The 19,519-nt window shown below is 44.6% G+C and carries 16 protein-coding genes; 15 read left to right on the top strand and 1 reads right to left on the bottom strand.

Annotation, left to right across the window (positions count from 1 at the left end; translation table 11 throughout):
- The first annotated feature begins 9 nt into the window (after nt 1–9).
- The 8 genes from AC3CIA_RS11325 (at nt 10) to purF (ending at nt 12,313) form a co-directional block, all read left to right on the top strand.
- Complete coding sequence (locus AC3CIA_RS11325) at nt 10–1,023, top strand: aspartate-semialdehyde dehydrogenase (protein WP_054547203.1); 1,014 nt, start codon at nt 10–12, stop codon at nt 1,021–1,023.
- Nucleotides 1,024–1,230: 207 nt separating this feature from the next.
- Entirely contained in the window at nt 1,231–6,240 is a 5,010-nt protein-coding gene (locus AC3CIA_RS11320; RefSeq protein ID WP_488518137.1) for a FimV/HubP family polar landmark protein, read from the top strand.
- A 196-nt stretch (nt 6,241–6,436) separates the two neighbouring features.
- Complete coding sequence (gene truA / locus AC3CIA_RS11315; RefSeq protein ID WP_004734161.1) at nt 6,437–7,231, top strand: tRNA pseudouridine(38-40) synthase TruA; 795 nt, start codon at nt 6,437–6,439, stop codon at nt 7,229–7,231.
- A 176-nt stretch (nt 7,232–7,407) separates the two neighbouring features.
- Entirely contained in the window at nt 7,408–8,334 is a 927-nt protein-coding gene (gene accD / locus AC3CIA_RS11310; protein WP_004734162.1) for an acetyl-CoA carboxylase, carboxyltransferase subunit beta, read from the top strand.
- 42 nt (nt 8,335–8,376) lie between these two features.
- Nucleotides 8,377–9,639 carry a bifunctional tetrahydrofolate synthase/dihydrofolate synthase gene (folC, locus tag AC3CIA_RS11305; protein WP_171313157.1) on the top strand — a complete coding sequence of 421 codons (1,263 nt, stop codon included), beginning with the start codon at nt 8,377–8,379 and terminating at the stop codon, nt 9,637–9,639.
- Entirely contained in the window at nt 9,640–10,212 is a 573-nt protein-coding gene (locus AC3CIA_RS11300; protein ID WP_017084069.1) for an SPOR domain-containing protein, read from the top strand.
- A gap of 61 nt (nt 10,213–10,273) precedes the next feature.
- Nucleotides 10,274–10,765, top strand: a complete 492-nt coding sequence (locus AC3CIA_RS11295; protein WP_004734165.1) for a CvpA family protein — start codon at nt 10,274–10,276, stop codon at nt 10,763–10,765.
- Nucleotides 10,766–10,798: 33 nt separating this feature from the next.
- Nucleotides 10,799–12,313, top strand: a complete 1,515-nt coding sequence (purF, locus tag AC3CIA_RS11290; protein WP_004734166.1) for an amidophosphoribosyltransferase — start codon at nt 10,799–10,801, stop codon at nt 12,311–12,313.
- A 79-nt stretch (nt 12,314–12,392) separates the two neighbouring features.
- Here purF and AC3CIA_RS11285 read toward each other — a convergent pair whose 3' ends face one another.
- A complete protein-coding gene (locus AC3CIA_RS11285; RefSeq protein ID WP_004734167.1) occupies nt 12,393–13,268 on the bottom strand; it encodes a LysR family transcriptional regulator in 876 nt (291 codons plus the stop codon).
- A gap of 228 nt (nt 13,269–13,496) precedes the next feature.
- Here AC3CIA_RS11285 and AC3CIA_RS11280 point away from each other — a divergent pair, with 228 nt between their 5' ends.
- From AC3CIA_RS11280 to recR, 7 genes are all read left to right on the top strand, one after another.
- Nucleotides 13,497–14,600: a response regulator gene (locus AC3CIA_RS11280; protein WP_004734168.1), complete on the top strand. Its 1,104-nt coding sequence runs from the start codon at nt 13,497–13,499 to the stop codon at nt 14,598–14,600.
- 148 nt (nt 14,601–14,748) lie between these two features.
- On the top strand, nt 14,749–14,886 hold the full coding sequence (locus tag AC3CIA_RS11275; protein WP_004734169.1) for a hypothetical protein: 138 nt from the start codon (nt 14,749–14,751) through the stop codon (nt 14,884–14,886).
- Nucleotides 14,887–14,960: 74 nt separating this feature from the next.
- On the top strand, nt 14,961–15,332 hold the full coding sequence (locus tag AC3CIA_RS11270; protein ID WP_065204975.1) for a YbaN family protein: 372 nt from the start codon (nt 14,961–14,963) through the stop codon (nt 15,330–15,332).
- Nucleotides 15,333–15,493: 161 nt separating this feature from the next.
- Nucleotides 15,494–16,039, top strand: a complete 546-nt coding sequence (gene apt / locus AC3CIA_RS11265; protein ID WP_004734171.1) for an adenine phosphoribosyltransferase — start codon at nt 15,494–15,496, stop codon at nt 16,037–16,039.
- Nucleotides 16,040–16,057: 18 nt separating this feature from the next.
- Nucleotides 16,058–18,328, top strand: a complete 2,271-nt coding sequence (dnaX, locus tag AC3CIA_RS11260; RefSeq protein ID WP_488518136.1) for a DNA polymerase III subunit gamma/tau — start codon at nt 16,058–16,060, stop codon at nt 18,326–18,328.
- Nucleotides 18,329–18,496: 168 nt separating this feature from the next.
- Nucleotides 18,497–18,826, top strand: coding sequence for a YbaB/EbfC family nucleoid-associated protein (locus AC3CIA_RS11255; RefSeq protein WP_004734156.1), 330 nt, complete (start codon nt 18,497–18,499; stop codon nt 18,824–18,826).
- Between the two features lie 80 nt (nt 18,827–18,906).
- Nucleotides 18,907–19,506 carry a recombination mediator RecR gene (gene recR, locus AC3CIA_RS11250; protein WP_017111149.1) on the top strand — a complete coding sequence of 200 codons (600 nt, stop codon included), beginning with the start codon at nt 18,907–18,909 and terminating at the stop codon, nt 19,504–19,506.
- The last annotated feature ends 13 nt before the right edge of the window (nt 19,507–19,519 follow it).

Below are 19,519 nucleotides of genomic sequence, written 5' to 3'. Positions count from 1 at the left end.
AGAGAAACAATGAGCCAAGAATTTAATATTGCTATTTTAGGTGCGACTGGTGCGGTTGGTGAAACCATTCTTGAAGTACTTAAAGAGCGTAAATTCCCTGTCGGTGAAATGCACTTACTAGCAAGTGAACGTAGTGAAGGCAAAACTTCCCGTTTTAACGGCAAAACAATACAAGTACAAAATGTAGAAGACTTCGATTGGTCTCAAGTACATATTGCGTTTTTCTCTGCAGGTAGCGAGCTTTCAGAGCGTTGGGCTCCAATCGCGGCTGACGAAGGTGTGGTGGTTATCGATAACACATCACGTTTCCGTTATGAATACGATGTTCCTCTGGTTGTGCCAGAAGTGAACCCTGAAGCGATTGCTGAGTTCCGTAACCGCAACATCATCGCGAACCCTAACTGTTCTACTATTCAGATGGTAGTAGCACTTAAACCTATTCACGATGAAGTAGGTCTTGAGCGTATTAACGTTTCTACTTACCAATCTGTGTCTGGTGCAGGTAAGCCGGGTATCGATGAGCTAGCAGGCCAAACTGCCAAGCTTCTTAACGGCATGCCAGCTGACAAGTCAGCATTCTCACAGCAGATCGCGTTCAACTGTATTCCTCAGATTGATGAATTTACAGAGAACGGCTACACACGTGAAGAAATGAAGATGGTTTGGGAAACTCAGAAAATCTTTGCTGATTCGTCAATCACGGTGAACCCGACTTGTGTTCGTGTTCCTGTGTTCTACGGTCACGCTGAATCTCTACACATTGAAACTCGCGCGCCAATCGGTGCAGAGCAGGTTATTCAGCTTCTAGAGAACACGGAAGGCGTTGAAGTATTCCAAGCTCTAGATTTCCCAACTCAAGTTCGTGATGCGGGTGGTAAGGACCACGTAATGGTTGGTCGTATTCGTAGCGACATCAGCCATCACAGCGGCGTGAATATGTGGGTAGTCGCTGATAACGTTCGTAAAGGCGCAGCGACAAACGCAGTTCAAATCGCTGAAGTTCTGATTCGCGATTACTTCTAAGCTTCATTGCTTTGATTATCAAGCCTCACTCTTTAGTGGGGCTTTTTTAATCGATTGAAAATATTGTTAGTCAAATTGTGTGAAATTGATGCGAATATTGTTGCTGCAACACATTTTTTGTTTTCATCTCTATAGTTTTACGTCATTTATCCGATATATTTAATAGATCATCACTTTTCCGAATTTAAGCACCTAGCTGAGCCTTTTATGTTTCAATTTTTCAAGCCGTGGTTAATGCCTTTTGCCTTTATCATTGCGACTCAGATTTCCGTTGTTCGTGCAGATTCCATTCGAGTTGTAGGGCCTAATGGCCAGATACAATCAGCGCCTACGTTTTCAGAACCTCTTCAAAGAGCGCAATTGAATAGCGCTGAGCCTTCACGTTTCTATGGCCCAACTCGTGGCTCAGAAACGCTATGGTCTATTGCTTCAAGGTTACGCCCTGATAACTCCGTTTCAGTCCAACAAACATTGTTGGCGATTTATCGCTTAAACCCACAAGCGTTTGAAAATCAGAATATCCATAGCCTGCTGCCTGCCAGTAATTTACGTGTGCCTTCTTTAGAGCAAGCACGTGCAAGTTCGACGCAGCAAGCTATCAACATCATGAACTCGCACCTTGCTAAGCTTGATGCTCCTGCGACAAAGCCTACCGTTTCAAAACCTAAAGTAGCGCAAGCGTCAAGTCGACCAGATGTAGCACCTAAAAATGCACAATCCAAAGCTAAGGTTAGCGAACCTAAAGTTGTCGATAAATCGATAATTGGTAATCAAGAGATAGTGAATAACAAGCCGCTAACCGGTGCCAAGGAAATGAACCACCTTGAGAAGCAGTTAGAGCTTTCAGAAACTGAGTTACTGTCACTCGAAGAAAAAAACCATCAACTTCGTTTGATGCTGTCGAATGTTCAATTGGAAGTGGATGAGCTAAAAACAGAGCTCAGTGATGAAGACCGCATTCGTAGCGAAGTGGAAAAGCTGCTTGATGAAGAGCGTAGAAAGAACGCCGAAATTGAAAAAATGGCACCAAGTGCCATGGATGAACTGTTATCTAATGGTTGGTTAGTTGCGGCTCTTGCGATTATTCCGGGTCTTCTACTTGGCTTGATCATCGTGATGCTGATAGGCCGTCGTTCTAAAAATGAAGAACAACAGCAAACCACTCAAGAACAAACGATTCAGCCTGAACCAAGCAGCGTCGCGCCTATTACACTGGGCGACGAGATGGACGACCTTAACGAGCTGTCTTTAGACGATGACTTGTTTGGCACTGAAGATGACGCCAATAAGTTGTTTGACGACCAAGCTCTTGCTGAAGAAGACGATGTATTTGCAGGATTGGATGAATCTGATCTCGATTTCAATCTCGACGGTGAAGATGATGACCCATTTGCGAGCATTGGCGAAAATGGTGATTTAGACACTAACTTTGATGATCTGGACTTGGACAGCAGCAACGGTATCAGTGTTAATGGTGAAGAGAAAGCGCTTGGTCTTGAAGAGATGGAGCGCGCGCTCGATAAAAGCGCAGAAAGCGCACTTGATACCGATGAAGTCGATTTTGATCTCTCAGATGATAACGCAATGTCTGCTGATGACATTGAAGCGCTGCTATCTAAAGAATCCGAGACTGAAGATTTAGGCTCTAACGAATTAGACCAGTCACTATTAGATGACCTGTTTTCTCTTGATGACGAAGATGATGATAGCTTCGACATCGATGCTTTGATTTCGGAAGAGCAAAATGATTCTACTTCTAGTGCCGACACATCAATAACCGATGATTTTGATATCGATGCGCTTATCTCAGAACAACAAAGCGATGCTACGCCTTCGGACATAAGCAATGACGACTTTGATATTGATGCTCTGATCTCTGAACAACAGACCACTCAATCTTCAGCTCCTAGTGTAGAGGATGATATTGATGACATCTTTGCTCAGGTTGCCGCTCAGAACGAGCAAGCGAATGATCCTTTCAACCTCGATAGCGACGATGAAATAGCGACGAACCTAAACAATGGTTTGGCGTCTGATGATGATATCGAAAACATCTTGTCTCAGTTTGATAAGCCAATCGTTGATGAAGAGGCTCAAGACAGCGTTGATCTACTTGATGAGCGGTTGGAAGGGGATGACGTTGACCTAAGCAACTCGACCGAACTCCTTGATGAAATGCTGGGCGATGAATCGGATGATGAGCCTGAAAGTGAGCCTTTAGGTTTCGATGCCTTATCTGAACTTGAAGAGCTTTCTGGTTTATCGACTGATGATGAGCTAAACATTGCAGAAGACAGCACGGAAACTCTGGATGAATTAATCGGAGATTCTGATGATGATTTCGAACTCGATGCGGAGAGCACCGACTTACTTGATGATTTCCTTGATAGTGAACTATCGGATGATGCGCTTTCAGCGGACCAAGCTGATTCACCAAAATCTGAATCTTTAGACCCGTTTGATGATTTACTGACAAGTGGTATTGAAGACGAGCTTGAATCAGAAGAGCAGACGTTTGATAAAGAGCTAGATGCTGCCTTTGGTTCTGATAAAGCTAGCGACGACCTTATCAAGGATTCAGACGTTGAACATACTCAATTAACGTCAGAGCCTTCTGAAGCCGAGTCTGAGCAAATAACGGACATTACTGAAACACCACAACCTGAACTTGTTGGTGATGCTTCATTAGATTTAGAACTGACTCAAGACGGTGCTGATGTTAAGCCAGAAAATGATGAAGCCTTTAATCGTGATGACTTTATCGATGACTTGTTTGGTGTAGCGCCTGCAACGGATGCGTTGCTTGATGACGCACTAGAAACAACAGATGAAGCATTGATTGATGAGTTGATGACTTCTGATGACAGCGATTCGTTGCAAGCTAATGAAGAGCCAGCTGAAGCATCAATCGAAAGTGCTTTGGAACCAGAACAAACGTCTCTTTCTGATAGTCATGAATTATCACCAGAAGAAGCGGTGTCGTCTGTTAAAGATGATGAACTGGATATTGACTCGTTGCTCTCTGAGAATTCTGACGTACAAGATCAGCGTGAAGACATCGCTGCGAGTACTGAAGATCAAGCTTCGCCGTCGTCTTTGAATGATATCTCTGAAGACGATGAAGAAACGGTAGAAGATTGGTTAGCCGAAGCCATTGATGATGTTGAACCTCCTGCGAATATAGACTCTGATTTTGACTTTGAACCGAAAATTCAAGGTAGCGATGAACTTGAAAATATCGTTGAATCCTTGCCAGAGCCAGAGCCAGAGCCAGAGCCAGAGCCAGAGCCAGCCCGTGCTGCACATATGCCAGAAATCATTCCAAATGAGTTCGGTGTACCAGAAGACGATGATTGGCTGATTGGAGACGATACAGCTAAAGAAGATGCGTTGGCGAAAGCGGACGCTGAAGCTGATGTTGAAGTAATACCAGACCCAGTTACTCCTGCTGTTGAACCTCAACTAGACGCTGAACCTCAAGCAGAAACGGCACCGAAAATTGAAGCTACGGAACAAGCTGAAGTTCTAGGACAAGACAGCGAAGAAGAGTTCTCGTTTGATGACTTCGAACTTCCAGAGTTTAATGAAGAAGACGCATTGGCAGAAGCCGATGTTGAAGCTGATGTTGAAGTAATACCAGAACCAGTTACTCCTGCTGTTGATTCTCAACTGGATGCTGAGCCTAAAGTAGAATCGGCACCGCAAGTTGACGCTACGGGACAAGCTGAAGTTCCAGGACAAGACAGCGAAGACGAGTTCTCGTTTGATGATTTCGAACTGCCTGAGTTTAATGAAGAAGACGCATTGGCAGAAGCCGATGCTGAAGCTGATGTTGAAGTAATACCAGAACCAGTTACTCCTGCTGTTGAAACTCAACTAGACGCTGAACCTCAATCAGTATTAGAACCACAATCAACATCTGAGCCGCAAGCAGACGTTGCGCCTCAAGCAGAAACGGCACCGCAAGTTGAAGCTACGGAACAAGCTGAAGTTCTAGGACAAGAAGACGAGTTCTCGTTTGATGACTTCGAACTGCCTGAGTTTGGTGAAGAAGATGCATTGGCGGAAGTCGTTAGTGAGCCTGATGAAGCTCAGTTAGAGCAAGATCTCGCTCCTGAGGCAGAAAAGTTTGAGTTCGATGATCTTGACCTTCCTGAATATGACGAAGAAAGCGCAAAAGCAGACTCTGTTTTAGACGATATTGAACAAAGCAGCGCAGAGCCAGTAGCGGAAGAAGAAGGCGTCGAGTTCGATGAGCTTGATTTGCCTGAATATGGTGAAGACGAAGCCATCTCAGATGCGTTTGCAGAGAAGCCGACACCACTGACTTCTTTTAGTCCTCAAGGTGAAGAGCAAGATGCGTTGCATGATTTGTTCTCAAACCCGCAAAGCTTTAGTCACGCTGACGATTTCTCGGATACAGAGGGTTTCTCGGGCGAAGCAGGGTTCTCAGATACAGAAGAATCTGAATTGACAGCGTTCGCACAACCAGATGATTCACCGAGTTCATCTTCAGGATTAAATTCAACGCCTTTAGAATCAAACTCAGCACTGACAGCGGTTCAAGACGAACCACTAGAAGGCTTTGACGATTTTGATGAAACAGCATTGGCTGAGTTGCTTTCAGAAGATGTACAAGACTCAGTCGACAATATGTTTGAGAAGCCATTAGATGCAACGTCGATTGACAGTGCAGGGCTCGATATCGATGCGATGCTTGAAGTTGGCGGTGAAGATTGGAAAGGCTTTAACTTAGCTCCAGAGCAGCAATCAAGCATGCACAATGGTGTACCTGACGATCAACAAGAGATTTGGGCATCGGCTGAAAAACAAGCTGAACCTAAAATTAAAGAAGAGAATTGGGGTCAACAAGATAATCTAACAGAGTCAGGTAACAGTCGTGATAAGCAATACATGACGATTGACGAACTGATGGCTCAAGTAGAGCAAGAAGGCGAAGAAGCCATTAATCCAGATGATGAAGAGTTGAAGCTGGATGTTGGTCTCAATGAATTCCCTGATGTTATCGGTGATATCGGCAACTATGATGTCGACAACAATGCAGAAGCTGCTGGCAAGCTCGATTTGGCTAAAATCTATATCGAGATGAGTGATTCGCAAGGTGCAATTAAGCTTCTAGAAGAGGCGATAGTTGACGGGAGCGATGATATTCGTCGAGAGGCAAAGAATCTTATCGATACCTTAAACGGTCGATAAATTTAAAAAAATCATAAAGGGTAGCGTTGGCTACCCTTTATGTTTGGGTGAGCCCAAGCGCCTTTGTTTTATTTGGCTTCTTAAAATCATCGTCTAGGGCGGTAGTGATTGTTTATTGCAGTTTTAGCCCCATCCTATTTGGGCTAGCACTCATTTCCGTATATACTTCTTGCCCATTTTCAAAGAGAACAAAAACATGAAAATTGCTTTAGGTATTGAATATAACGGTACCCACTACTTTGGTTGGCAGCGCCAACGAGACGTGAAAAGTGTCCAAGAAGAATTGGAAAAGGCTCTTTCAGTTGTCGCGAATCATCCTGTAGAGGTTATGTGCGCAGGTCGTACAGATGCCGGTGTTCACGGTACGGGACAAGTCGTTCACTTTGAAACTAATGTTGATCGTAAAATGGTTGCTTGGACAATGGGCGCGAATGCCAACATGCCAAAAGATATTGCGGTTCGTTGGGCGACAGAAGTGAATGAGGATTTCCACGCTCGTTTTTCTGCAACTGCACGCCGTTATCGCTACATTATCTTTAATCATGCACTACGTCCTGGCATTCTGAATTCAGGCGTGAGCCATTACCATGGTCACCTTGATGAGAAAAAAATGCATGAAGCGGGTCAGTACTTGTTAGGCGAGAACGACTTCACTTCATTCAGAGCGACACATTGTCAATCTCGTAGTCCATGGAGAAACATGATTCACTTAAACGTGACTCGTCATGGACACTACATAGTGATCGATATTAAAGCGAATGCGTTTGTTCACCACATGGTGAGGAATATTACGGGTAGCCTAATTGCAGTAGGTAAAGGTGAGCAAAAACCAGAGTGGATCCAGTGGCTTTTAGAGGCTAAAGATCGAAAAGTGGCTGGCGCAACCGCCAAAGCGGAAGGCTTGTATCTGGTAGATGTTGATTATCCTGAACATTTTGAGTTACCACGAGAGCCAATTGGACCTCTGTTTTTACCGGATAATTTGAACTAAATGTGAGACTTAGGTTCAAAAAACATTACGGTTTCGTGCGTAAAATAGTGCCAGAAAATAGGTACAACCAGTTTTTTATCTACAGTCGCTGTTTTATGTGCTTTAATTCCCACGCATAATTCCCAAATTTATTTCTTTCGCAATCAAGCGTAAGAATCGAAACAAAAAGGTCTTCCATGAGTTGGCTTGAAAAGATTTTAGAAAAAAGCAACATCGTAACATCTCGTAAGGCGTCTATCCCTGAGGGTGTTTGGACTAAATGTACTTCTTGTGAGCAGGTTCTTTACCATGCTGAACTAGAGCGTAACCTAGAAGTGTGTCCAAAATGTGACCATCACATGCGCATGAAGGCACGTCGCCGTCTGGATACATTCCTAGACAAAGGTGAGCGCGTTGAACTAGGTGCTGATCTTGAGCCACAAGACAAACTGAAGTTTAAAGATTCTAAGCGTTACAAAGAACGTATCTCTACTGCTCAAAAGAACAGTGGTGAAACTGACGCGTTGATCGCAATGAAAGGTGAACTACTAGGTTTACCAATCGTAGCGTGTGCTTTTGAATTCTCATTTATGGGTGGTTCAATGGGCTCCGTTGTTGGTGCTCGTTTTGTGAAAGCGGTAGATGCGGCTATTGAGAACAACTGTGGTTTAGTTTGTTTCTCTGCAAGTGGTGGTGCTCGTATGCAAGAGGCATTGATGTCTCTAATGCAAATGGCAAAAACCAGTGCTGCTCTAGAGCGTTTATCTGCGAAAGGCCTACCGTTTGTTTCAGTCATGACTGATCCAACAATGGGTGGTGTTTCTGCGAGTTTGGCAATGCTTGGCGATATCAACATCGGTGAGCCAAAAGCGCTTATCGGTTTTGCTGGACGTCGTGTAATCGAACAAACTGTACGTGAAGACCTTCCTGAAGGTTTCCAACGCAGTGAGTTCCTACTCGACCACGGCGCTATCGACATGATCGTTGACCGTCGTGAGATGCGTCAGCGCGTTGCAAGCCTTGTTGCTAAAATGACCAACCAGCCTTCACCATTAGTAGTTTCTGTGAACGATTCACCGAATGAAGCTACTTATGAAGTACCAGAAGCGCCAGAAAAAGGGTAAAGTACCTTCTAACAAACCTACTTAATCATGGTTATGAGTTAGATGAGTCAACAACCTATTCCTCAAGCCACATCCTCTTTGGAGATGTGGCTTGATTATTTATCAAACATCCACACAAGCGCTATTGATCTTGGATTAGACCGAGTTCAGGCCGTCGCCTCTAAGGCAAACCTCACCAAACCTGCTCAACACGTTATTACTGTTGCCGGAACTAATGGCAAAGGCTCAACGTGTGCACTAATGGAAGCTATTCTGTTGGATGCTGGTTACTCAGTTGGTGTCTACAGTTCTCCTCACTTAATTCGCTATAACGAACGTGTTCGTATTAACGGCCAAGATCTATCCGATGAAAAGATGGTTCAGTCTTTCAATTTCATTGAGAAAGAGCGCGGCGAGATCAGCCTTAGCTTTTTCGAATATGGGACTTTAGCGGCGTTACGTGCTTTTCAAATTGAAGCGGTTGATGTTGTGTTATTAGAAGTGGGTCTAGGTGGACGCCTAGATGCGACGAATATCGTTGAGCATGATGTTTCTGTGATTACCAGTTTGGCTGTCGATCATGTTGATTGGCTAGGTGATGACATCAATGTGATTGGTTTTGAGAAAGCCGGTATTTATCGTAGTGGTAAGCCGGCTATCTGTGGTCAACCTAAACCACCAGCTACGGTTGCTGCTCATGCTGATGACATTAAGGCTGAGTTCTATCAGGTGGGTATTCAATACACCTATGATGTAGACGGCGATACTTGGAACTGGCGCAGTGGGGCATTCCAACTAGAATCACTGCCTATTCCAAGCCTACCGCTACCTAACGCAGCAACAGCATTGATGGCATTAGGTACTTCAGAACTTAGCATTAGCGATGTGAACGTCGTTAATGGCATGAAGAACGCACAGCTTCCTGGGCGTATGCAGCAAATTAGCGAACAACCCGTGATTGTGCTTGATGTTGCGCACAACCCGCATTCGGCTGAATATTTTGCGCAGCAAGTAACGAAGAAGTATGCAGGTAAAAATTTACACGTTGTAGTCGCCATGCTTCATGACAAAGATATCCCTGCGACATTGGAAGTATTAGCACCAATCACAACACATTGGTACCCAGCTTCGCTGAACGGCCCACGAGCCGCAACAGCTGCTGAATTGTGTCAAAGCCTACCTCAAGGCGTAGAGCAGCATTCAAACCCTGTAGCAGCGTTTGAAGCGGCTTTAGCTTCTGTTAAAGGTGACGATGTTGTACTGGTGGTCGGTTCTTTCCATACTGTGGGTGAAGTATTGGAGCATTGGCAGAAAAAAGGAAACTAAATGGCAAGTAAATTCCAAAGCCGATTAGTCGGTACCATCATTTTAGTGGCCATTGGTGTGATTGTATTGCCCGATGTGCTGGATGGTAAGAAGCTCCACTATAAAGAAGAGTTTGCAAGCATTCCGATTAAGCCAGAGCTTGATAGTAATGTAGAAGTTTTTGAAGTACTCGACCCTGTTGAAGATCAGATTGCACTGCCGGACTCTCCGGTTGAGCGAGTGGTTGAAAGTGGTGTTGATAATTCAGATAAGCAAACTGCGTCGGCTTCCAGTAACAAAGAAGCGGATAAAGTGGCTGTGGTGGTTAAGCCCGTACCGGAAAAAAATGAATACCAAGACAGTGCTTGGATTATTCAATTGATGGCTTTGAAGAATGCTGACAACGCAAAAAACGTTGTTAAGGATTTGCAAAAGCGTGGTTACCAGGCTCACACCAAGCAAGAAAAAACGTTTACGCGAGTAATTATTGGCCCGGATGTCTCTAAATCCAAACTTGAGCGACAAATTAAGGAATTAGAAAAAATTACGGGTTCAAAAGGCCAATTGCTCAAATTTAAACCGTTAAATCCATAAGAAAACGTTTGCGTCAGCATTTTTTCTGTTAAAATGCGCGCCAACTTAAGATGAAGAATTCATGAATTGGTTAGATTTTGTCATTTTAGGCGTGATCGGCTTCTCTGCCGTGATCAGTTTAGTTCGCGGTTTCGCTAAAGAAGCGTTGTCACTTGTTATTTGGTTTGGAGCATTTTTTATTGCTAGCCAGTACTACGCTAAATTAGCCATGTACTTCACCAATATCGAAGATGAGATGTTTCGAAACGGAACTGCGATAGCAGCATTATTTGTTGCAACGTTAGTTGTCGGTGCCTTAGTTAACTATGTCATCGGTCAGCTAGTTCAGAAAACAGGCCTGTCGGGTACAGACAGAATCCTCGGTGTCGTTTTTGGCGGCTTACGTGGTGTTCTGATTGTCTCAGCAGTGTTGTTTTTCATGGATGCGTTTACTGCATTCCCAAGTTCTGAGTGGTGGGAGAATTCGCAGTTGGTTCCGGAGTTTAGCCGAATCATTGCGCCGTTCTTTGAGCATTTACAAGCAACATCTAGTTTCTTATCTGGCGCGCTTTAGCGCCAGTTAATGTCGAAAATCGAGGATTAGGACATGTGTGGTATTGTTGGAATCGTGGGTTCAACACCTGTAAACCAGTCTATTTATGACGCTTTAACGGTATTGCAGCATCGTGGCCAAGATGCCGCTGGTATTTGTACCATAGAAAGCAATCGTTTCCGTCTGCGTAAGGCGAACGGTTTAGTTAAAGATGTTTTTGAAGCAAAACACATGCAACGCCTCCAAGGTAACGTGGGTATTGGTCATGTTCGTTATCCTACAGCGGGAAGCTCGAGTGCTTCTGAAGCGCAGCCTTTCTACGTAAACTCTCCTTTTGGTATCACGTTGGCACACAACGGCAACCTAACGAATGCAAGTGAAGTTCGTGAGAAGTTGTTCGAAAAAGACCGTCGTCATGTCAACACAACCTCTGATTCTGAAGTTCTACTGAACGTATTGGCTCATGAAATCGATACTGTTAAAGGTAATGTGACTTCAGAAGATGTGTTCCGCGCCGTTGCAAACGTGCACCGTACTATTCGTGGTGCTTACGCAGTGACAGCGATGATCATCGGCCACGGTATGATCGCATTCCGTGACCCACATGGTATTCGTCCACTGTGTCTTGGTAAGCGTGAAATTAACGGTAAAACAGAGTACATGGTTGCGTCTGAATCGGTAGCGTTAGACGCTGTTGGTTTTGATTTTATGCGCGATGTTGCCCCTGGTGAAGCTATCTACGCAACATTCAATGGTGAGCTTTTCACTAAACAATGCGCAGATAACCCACAACTAAACCCATGTATTTTCGAGTTTGTTTATTTTGCTCGTCCTGATTCATTCATCGATAAAATTTCGGTTTACAGCGCACGCGTTGAGATGGGTGAGATGTTAGGCAAGCGTATTAAAGAAGAGTACGCAGACCTAGACATTGACGTGGTAATTCCAATCCCTGAAACATCGAATGATATTGCTCTACGAATTGCTCAAGCGATCAATAAGCCATACCGTCAAGGTTTCGTGAAAAACCGCTATGTTGGCCGCACGTTTATCATGCCTGGTCAACAACAGCGTAAGAAGTCGGTTCGCCGTAAGCTCAACGCAATTCGTTCTGAGTTTAAAGGTAAGAACGTTCTATTGGTTGATGATTCTATTGTTCGTGGCACGACATCAGAGCAGATCATTGAGATGGCTCGTGATTCTGGCGCAAGCAAAGTCTTCATGGTTTCTGCTGCTCCTGAGGTTCGTTTCCCGAACGTTTACGGCATCGATATGCCAAGCGCGACTGAGCTCATTGCTCATGGCCGTGATAACGAAACGATTTGTAAGCAGATCGGCGCAGACGCTTTGATTTTCCAAACGCTACCAGATTTAATCTCGGCGGTAGGTATGGGTAATCAAGACATCTCTCGTTTTGATACATCTGTATTCAACGGCGAGTATGTAACGGGCGATATCGACCAAGCGTACCTAGATTTCCTAGACTCTTTACGTAATGACGATTCAAAGGTTGAGCGTGAGATCCAACAAGATCTCGCGAACCTAGAGTTACATAACGAAGGCGCTTAGCGTACTCATAAAAAATGAGTAATAAAAAACCAGAGCATCGGCTCTGGTTTTTTTGTTTGCGGGGGAAGGGGATTGAATCTTAGTGAATGTGGTATGCGATCACAAAATCGATAAACAATCTAACCTTCTCTGGCAGGTGGTCTTTGTGGTTATAAAGCATGTAAATATCACGAGGGTTAGCACTCCAGTCTTCTAAGACTTGCACTAAGCTACCATCTTCAATGTATTCACGGATCATCACGTCAGGCATTAGGGTGATACCTAGGCCTTCTGAACAGGCTTGTCTTACGACATTAAGCGCATTCGCATTGAAACGACCTTTCTCGCTATTCACGACCGTCTCTTCATTCGAATTACTCAGCTGCCACTTAATCAGCGGATAGCCTTTAAGTAGCGAATGATTCGCGAGCTCTTCTGCATGACTCGGTGCCGGGTTCTTCGCTAAGTAGTCAGGACTCGCGATAAGAATATCCTTCACTTCACTGATCTTTCTTGCGATTAAGCTTGAATCACGTTGCGGGCCGACTCTGAAAATGACATCCCACTCGGTTGGATCAAGCTGATCAGCTTGGTTGTTCATCATCAGCTCAATATTGATATCAGGGTATTGAGTCATGAATTCACTGAACATCGGCATCATCATGCGCTTGGTCAGGTTTGAGGGGGCGGTAATGCGAATCTTCCCAGAAGCACCCTTACACACGTCAGTGAGTTCTTCTGCAGTAGAAGATAGACGTTGTAGTAACGGTGAGCATTCATTGAAAAAACGTTCGCCAGCCTCTGTCAAAGAGAGTTTACGCGCGTGTCTATTGAGAAGCCTTAGGTTCAAAGAGTCTTCTAGGGCTTGGATGCGTCGTGTAATGGTCGCAACCGGAATCATAGTCTTGCGCGATGTTGCGGTGTAGCTCCCATTTTCAACGACAAGTCGAAAGAGGTTTAAATCATCTAATTTCATAAATCCAGACACATTTGTTTACAATCTCATCTAATTTATACGTAATATTGAGATCAATGTTTGCGTTACGTCAACTCGTTGCACTATTTACCAGTATTCCAACCCTTGTCACGAATTACCAGTAAAGAGTGAACATTTGTGTATTTAGTATTTTATTACTAAGTTTTATATTAGTTCTTAGAACAGATAACAATAATAATTCGACTTAGTTTTGTGAGGTTAGAGATTATGTACAAAACTCACAGTCAGCCAGTTATGACCTCGGCTCAGGAAGTTCTCAATCAAAAATGCGTTATGTTGGTTGATGATGATCCTATTTTTCGCCGGATAACCAGCGCGTACTTAGACAAGATTGGTTATAAAGTGGTTGAGGCTGAAAATGGGCTGGACGCTCTGCAAAAGCTTAGAGACTCAGCGCCAGATTTAATTGTGTGTGACTTATCAATGCCGATACTGGATGGCATTGAGCTTGTAGAAGAGCTCAGTTTAGAGTATCCGTCACTGCCTATGATCGTTGTGTCTGGCACTGATGATATGTCTGATGTGGCGAAAGCATTACGATTTGGTATCAAAGACTTTTTAGCGAAACCTCTAGAGGATCACGGTCACTTAGGAAGTGCGATTGCGAATACATTGACAGATTCGTTCGATAACATTTCAGACCAACGAGATTTTTCAAGCCAATGGTTCTGCGTTGATGACGGTGGCGAGATCCCTGAAGACCAAGAGCTGCATTGGCATCTAAACTACCTGCAAGATAACCCGAGTGCTGCAAGAGACTTATTGCACGCGCTGCTTCCAGAGAAAGACACACGACAAGGCTCATGGCGTTGCAGCTACCGTTTACTGCAATCAACAGAAATGATGCCGCTTGTGTTTGATTATGCGTGGATGATGAACGGGCAGTTTGCTTTCTACCTTGTCGATTCGTCGTCTTCTGATAACGGCGGCTCAGCAGCTACATTGTTGGTGAGAGCGTTATTCCACGATTACATCAGAAATAGAAAAGATTTTAACGTTGACCTTAAAGATATTGCGGAAATTTTGGAGAAGGGGATTCGTTGCTCTAAATGTTCAACCCCTGTGAATGCTTTGTTTGGTGTTGCTGATCTTGCTGTGGGAACTATCTCTATTTTACCTGCGGGTTTAGATGGACAATGGTCAAATGGTGAATTGAATCAACATATTGCAGCAGGAGAGCGCTTGGGTGAGAACTGTAAGAAGAACTTTATTACAAGGGATCTTCCGATTGAACAAGGCTGCCAGTTATCATTGAGCCTGCTTGGATCGGCCAGTTTTAGTTTAGATATACACCAAGGGTCCACTGATTAACCCTATATTTCCTCGGTTTTTGTGAATAATTGATTAAGGTATAGTTGCGCAAATGGTGTGGCTATGCCTTTTTTGTTAAATGTCGATTTAGCAAAGCGGGTTTGGTTCGCCAGATACTTACCTTTACTAACAAAAACAAGAAGCAATCATGGCAGATAACAAAGACTTTCAAGACCCGTTTAATGTATTCTATTTTTTAGGATTTTTAGCCGCATTTTTAGCGATTCCATTACTACCAGCAACCCTTACGTTGATCCGAGTATTCAATGGTTACGCAACATTCTAGTTAAGTTATCATCGCCGATTGGTGATAGCTAACTCAAGGAGGCCACAATTAGCGTTCGAGTTTTAAGCCTCAATATTGCTGGTGGCCTTTGTATCATTCTTGCAGTTCTAGGGATCGTTTTACCCGTTCTGCCAACCACGCCTTTTCTCCTTCTTGCCAGTGCATGTTTCATGCGAAGCAACCCCAAAGTTCACAAATGGATGCATGAGCATAAAACGCTGGGTCCCTTGTTGAACAATTGGTATCAACACGGTGCCGTTACCAAGCAAGTTAAAACGCGTGGGGTGTTCTTTATCTTGTTGAGTTTTGCGTTATCGATCTACTTTGCCCCGCTCATTTGGGTCAAGGTTTTCCTAATTTGTGTACTTGTTATTCTTCTCACATGGTTTATGCGACTTCCAACCCATGAGTTGGTTGCTGACAGCAAAGAAAATCACTACCATTAAGCCAGTGTGCCTGCTTGTATAGCGGGCGTTTATTATTTCAGCAATCAGAGTTATGACTCTCGTTGCAATGAATACCAATCGTACCTTTCCTTAATTCCGAGCGTTGATGTTTGATTCGCTAACGAGAGTTTGGAAAGCGGCCTAATGAAGTGCATAAGATTATGAACACAGAAAAAATCTCTCTGATCAAAGCAAGCATCAAAAGCATTCCTGATTACCCTAAAGCGGGTATTTTGTTCCGTGACGTAACAAGCTTGATGGAAGATCCTGCCGCTTACAAAGCGACAATTGACCTGTTAGTGGACACATACAAGGGCATGGGCTTTACTAAGATCGTTGGTACTGAAGCTCGTGGTTTCCTATTTGGTGCGCCTCTTGCTCTTGAGCTAGGTGTCGGCTTTATCCCTGTTCGTAAACCGGGTAAGTTGCCTCGTCAAACTGTGGCACAATCTTATGAGCTTGAGTACGGCACTGATACGCTAGAAATCCATACCGATGCGATCGTTGAAGGCGATAAAGTGCTGATGGTTGATGACTTGCTAGCAACAGGCGGTACGATTGAAGCGACAACAAAGCTGATTCGTCAGCTTGGTGGTGTGGTAGAACACGCTGCATTTGTTATTAACCTTCCAGAAATCGGTGGTGACAAGCGCTTACAAGGCTTAGGTCTAGAAGTGTTTAGCATCTGCGAATTCGACGGTCACTAATCCTTTTCGGAATTATTCATGAGCTATCTTGCGTTAGCGCGAAAATGGCGACCAACCAAATTCAAAGAAGTGGTTGGTCAAGCCCATGTTTTAACAGCATTAGAGAATGCCCTTAGCCAAAATAGGTTGCACCACGCTTACCTATTCAGCGGTACACGAGGTGTCGGTAAAACGACCATCGGCCGTTTGTTTGCGAAGGGACTCAACTGTGAAACAGGCATTACTTCAACCCCTTGTGGTGAGTGTGCAACCTGTAAAGAGATCGATGAAGGTCGTTTTGTTGACCTGCTCGAGATCGATGCTGCCTCACGTACTAAGGTAGAAGATACCCGCGAGCTTCTGGACAATGTTCAGTACAAGCCTGCACGTGGTCGCTTCAAGGTTTACCTAATCGATGAAGTACACATGCTGTCTAGGCACAGTTTTAACGCGCTTCTAAAGACCTTAGAAGAGCCGCCTGAGTATGTGAAGTTCTTGCTCGCAACGACGGATCCGCAAAAGCTTCCTGTGACTATATTGTCGCGTTGTCTGCAATTCCATCTTAAGCCGATTAGCGTTGATAATATCCACGAGCAACTCGATCATATTCTTGAACAAGAAAATGTGACGTCTGAATCTCGTGCGCTTGGAATGATTGCTCATGCCGCTGATGGCAGTATGCGTGACGCGCTGAGCCTAACAGACCAAGCTATCGCATTAGGCAATGGCAACGTAGTGACAGACACTGTTGCTCACATGCTTGGAACGCTGGATACAGACCAAGCGATTCATCTACTTGAAGCGATTAGCAGTAAACAACCACAATTAGCGATGGCTTGCATTCAAGCTCTTGCTGAAAATGGCGTTGAGTGGGATGGATTGCTGAGTCAACTTGCGACTCAATTACACCGTTTGGCGATGTATCAAGCTCTGCCGTCTACTTTAGACAAGGCTCAGCCTGACGCTGAAAGGCTAGAACTGTTGAGCAAAGCGTTAAGCCCACAAGATATCCAACTCTACTACCAGATAGTGCTGAAAGGGCGTCAAGACTTGCCATTATCGCCAACCGCTCGTGTTGGTATTGAGATGGTGGTTCTGCGTATGTTGGCATTCAGACCTGCTGAACAAACTGTTGCTACGGCTATCTCGACTGAGTCGACTAGCCCAGCGCCTGCAGCTCAGAATCCGGTTCAGAGTGTTGCTCAGCCAGTGAGTCAAGCTGCGCCAATGGCCGCTCCGAGACAGTCAGCTCAGGCTCCAGTGGTTTCACAGCCTCAAGTGCCTCAACAAGCTCCTGTACAGCAGCAGCCTGTGCAACAGCAACCGCCGCAGAATCAGAACCAATATTCAGATTCGCAAGGTTACGCTGATCATTCAGGCAACCAAGGTTATCCAGAACAGGATTACCCGCACAGTCAGTATGACGCGCCACCTGCCTATGATGAGCGTCCAAGCTACGGTACAGAGCAGCCGATGAGTCCCATGACTCAGCAAGCTAATTATCAGAATCAAGAGCAGCCAAATGTTGCTCCCGTTGCTCCCGTTGCACCTTCTGTTCCTTCTGCTTCGCAAGAGCAACCAGCGCGTGCAACTTCGCCTGTGAGTGGTTTACGTCACCAATTGCGTTCTCAACGTAGAGGTGGTGCAGCAACAGAAAACAAAGGATCGGCGCCAAAAAAGGCTAAAGCGACACCAGCTAAAACTTCAGTTCTTGACCGAGTTGCTCAGCAACACGGTGGTTCTGAGCGGGTGTCGCCAGCTTCTTTATCAGCCTCTTCGACAGAAAATGTGACCAACGATAATGAACCTTATCGCTGGAAACCGTCTAAACCTGTAGTGAAAGAGGTGAGCAAAGAGCTTACACCTACTCAGATCAAGCGTGCGTTAGAGCATATTAAGACACCAGAAATGGTCGATAAACTGCTTCAAGAGTCAATTGTTCAAGATGAATGGTCCGCCACGATTCAAAAGCTAGAGACAGCCAAGCTTGTTGAACAGTTAGCATTGAACTCAGTATTTACTAAGATTGACACATCAATCACCTTAACGTTAAGAGCGAGCCAGGCTCACTTGAATACGGACCGTGCACGGAGTGAGCTATTACAGTCTCTCAATACTGTGCTTGGAGAAGAGTGTCATTTGAGTGTTGAAATTGGTGATGGTGGAGAAACGCCGCTAGAACTGCGAGAAAGATTGTATCAAAGCAAGTTGAAAGACGCGTTTACCAGTTTGGAAAACGATGCCAACGTACAGTTTATCGAAAGACGTTTTGCTGCCGAGTTGGATAGAGACAGCGTTCGTCCAATATAGTGTTCCTCCAATATCGATATGCCTTTCATTTAGTGATGAGCATATCATCCTTGGAAAGCAAATCAGAGAACTGAACTCGTGGGGTTGAATCACAGTGTTTTAACCCCCATTTAAGCCCTTAGTAGCTTAAATGATTTTAATAAACCAATTAGACCAGAGAGTAATAACATGTTTGGTAAAGGCGGTATGGGCAACATGATGAAGCAAGCCCAGCAAATGCAAGAACGCATGCAAAAGCTTCAAGAAGAAATCGCAAATATGGAAGTTACAGGTGAGTCAGGTGCTGGCCTTGTAAAAATTACGATTACTGGTAGTCACAGTGTTCGTCGCGTTGATATCGATGAAAGCCTAATGGAAGACGATAAAGAGATGCTTGAAGATCTTATCGCAGCCGCTTTCAACGATGCAGCTCGTCGTGTTGAAGAGACTCAAAAAGAGAAAATGGCTGGCGTAACTGGTGGGATGCAACTTCCACCAGGTATGAAAATGCCTTTCTAAGCGACTTATTTATAAGAGACTTGTCTCTTCCAACGGCTTGTTCTTGAATAAGCCGTTATTTAAAGTTAGAACGGTTAAATATGCGTACCAGTCATATGCTGGAGCATTTGATGGAGGCCTTACGTTGTCTACCTGGGGTTGGCCCCAAGTCGGCGCAGCGTATGGCCTTTCATTTGTTACAGCGCGATAGAAAAGGCGGCCTACAGTTGGCTGAAGCTCTTAGCCAAGCAATGACCGAAATTGGTCATTGTAATGAGTGCCGTACTTTTACTGAAGAAGATACTTGCCACATTTGTACCAATCCTAAACGTCAGGACAACGGTCAAATTTGTGTAGTAGAGAGCCCTGCAGATATTGCAGCCATTGAAGCAACTGGCCAATATTCAGGTCGTTACTTTGTGCTTATGGGGCATCTTTCACCACTTGATGGTATCGGTCCAAGTGATATCGGTCTCGATGTCTTGGATTACCGTTTACGTCGTGGTGATATCACTGAAGTAATTCTAGCGACTAACCCGACAGTAGAAGGGGAAGCAACAGCGCATTACATTGCTGAGCTATGTAATGCCCATGAAGTGAACGCTAGCCGTATCGCCCATGGTGTTCCCGTCGGTGGTGAGCTAGAGCTGGTGGATGGCACCACGCTTTCGCACTCCTTACTCGGTCGTCATAAGATCTAAAAAAGCCGCTTGG

It is taken from the genome of Vibrio sp. QJM3NY_27 (genome assembly GCF_057785955.1).
The sequence above is the reverse complement of the archived record's forward strand: the minus strand, read 5'-3'. Positions and strand labels throughout refer to the sequence as shown.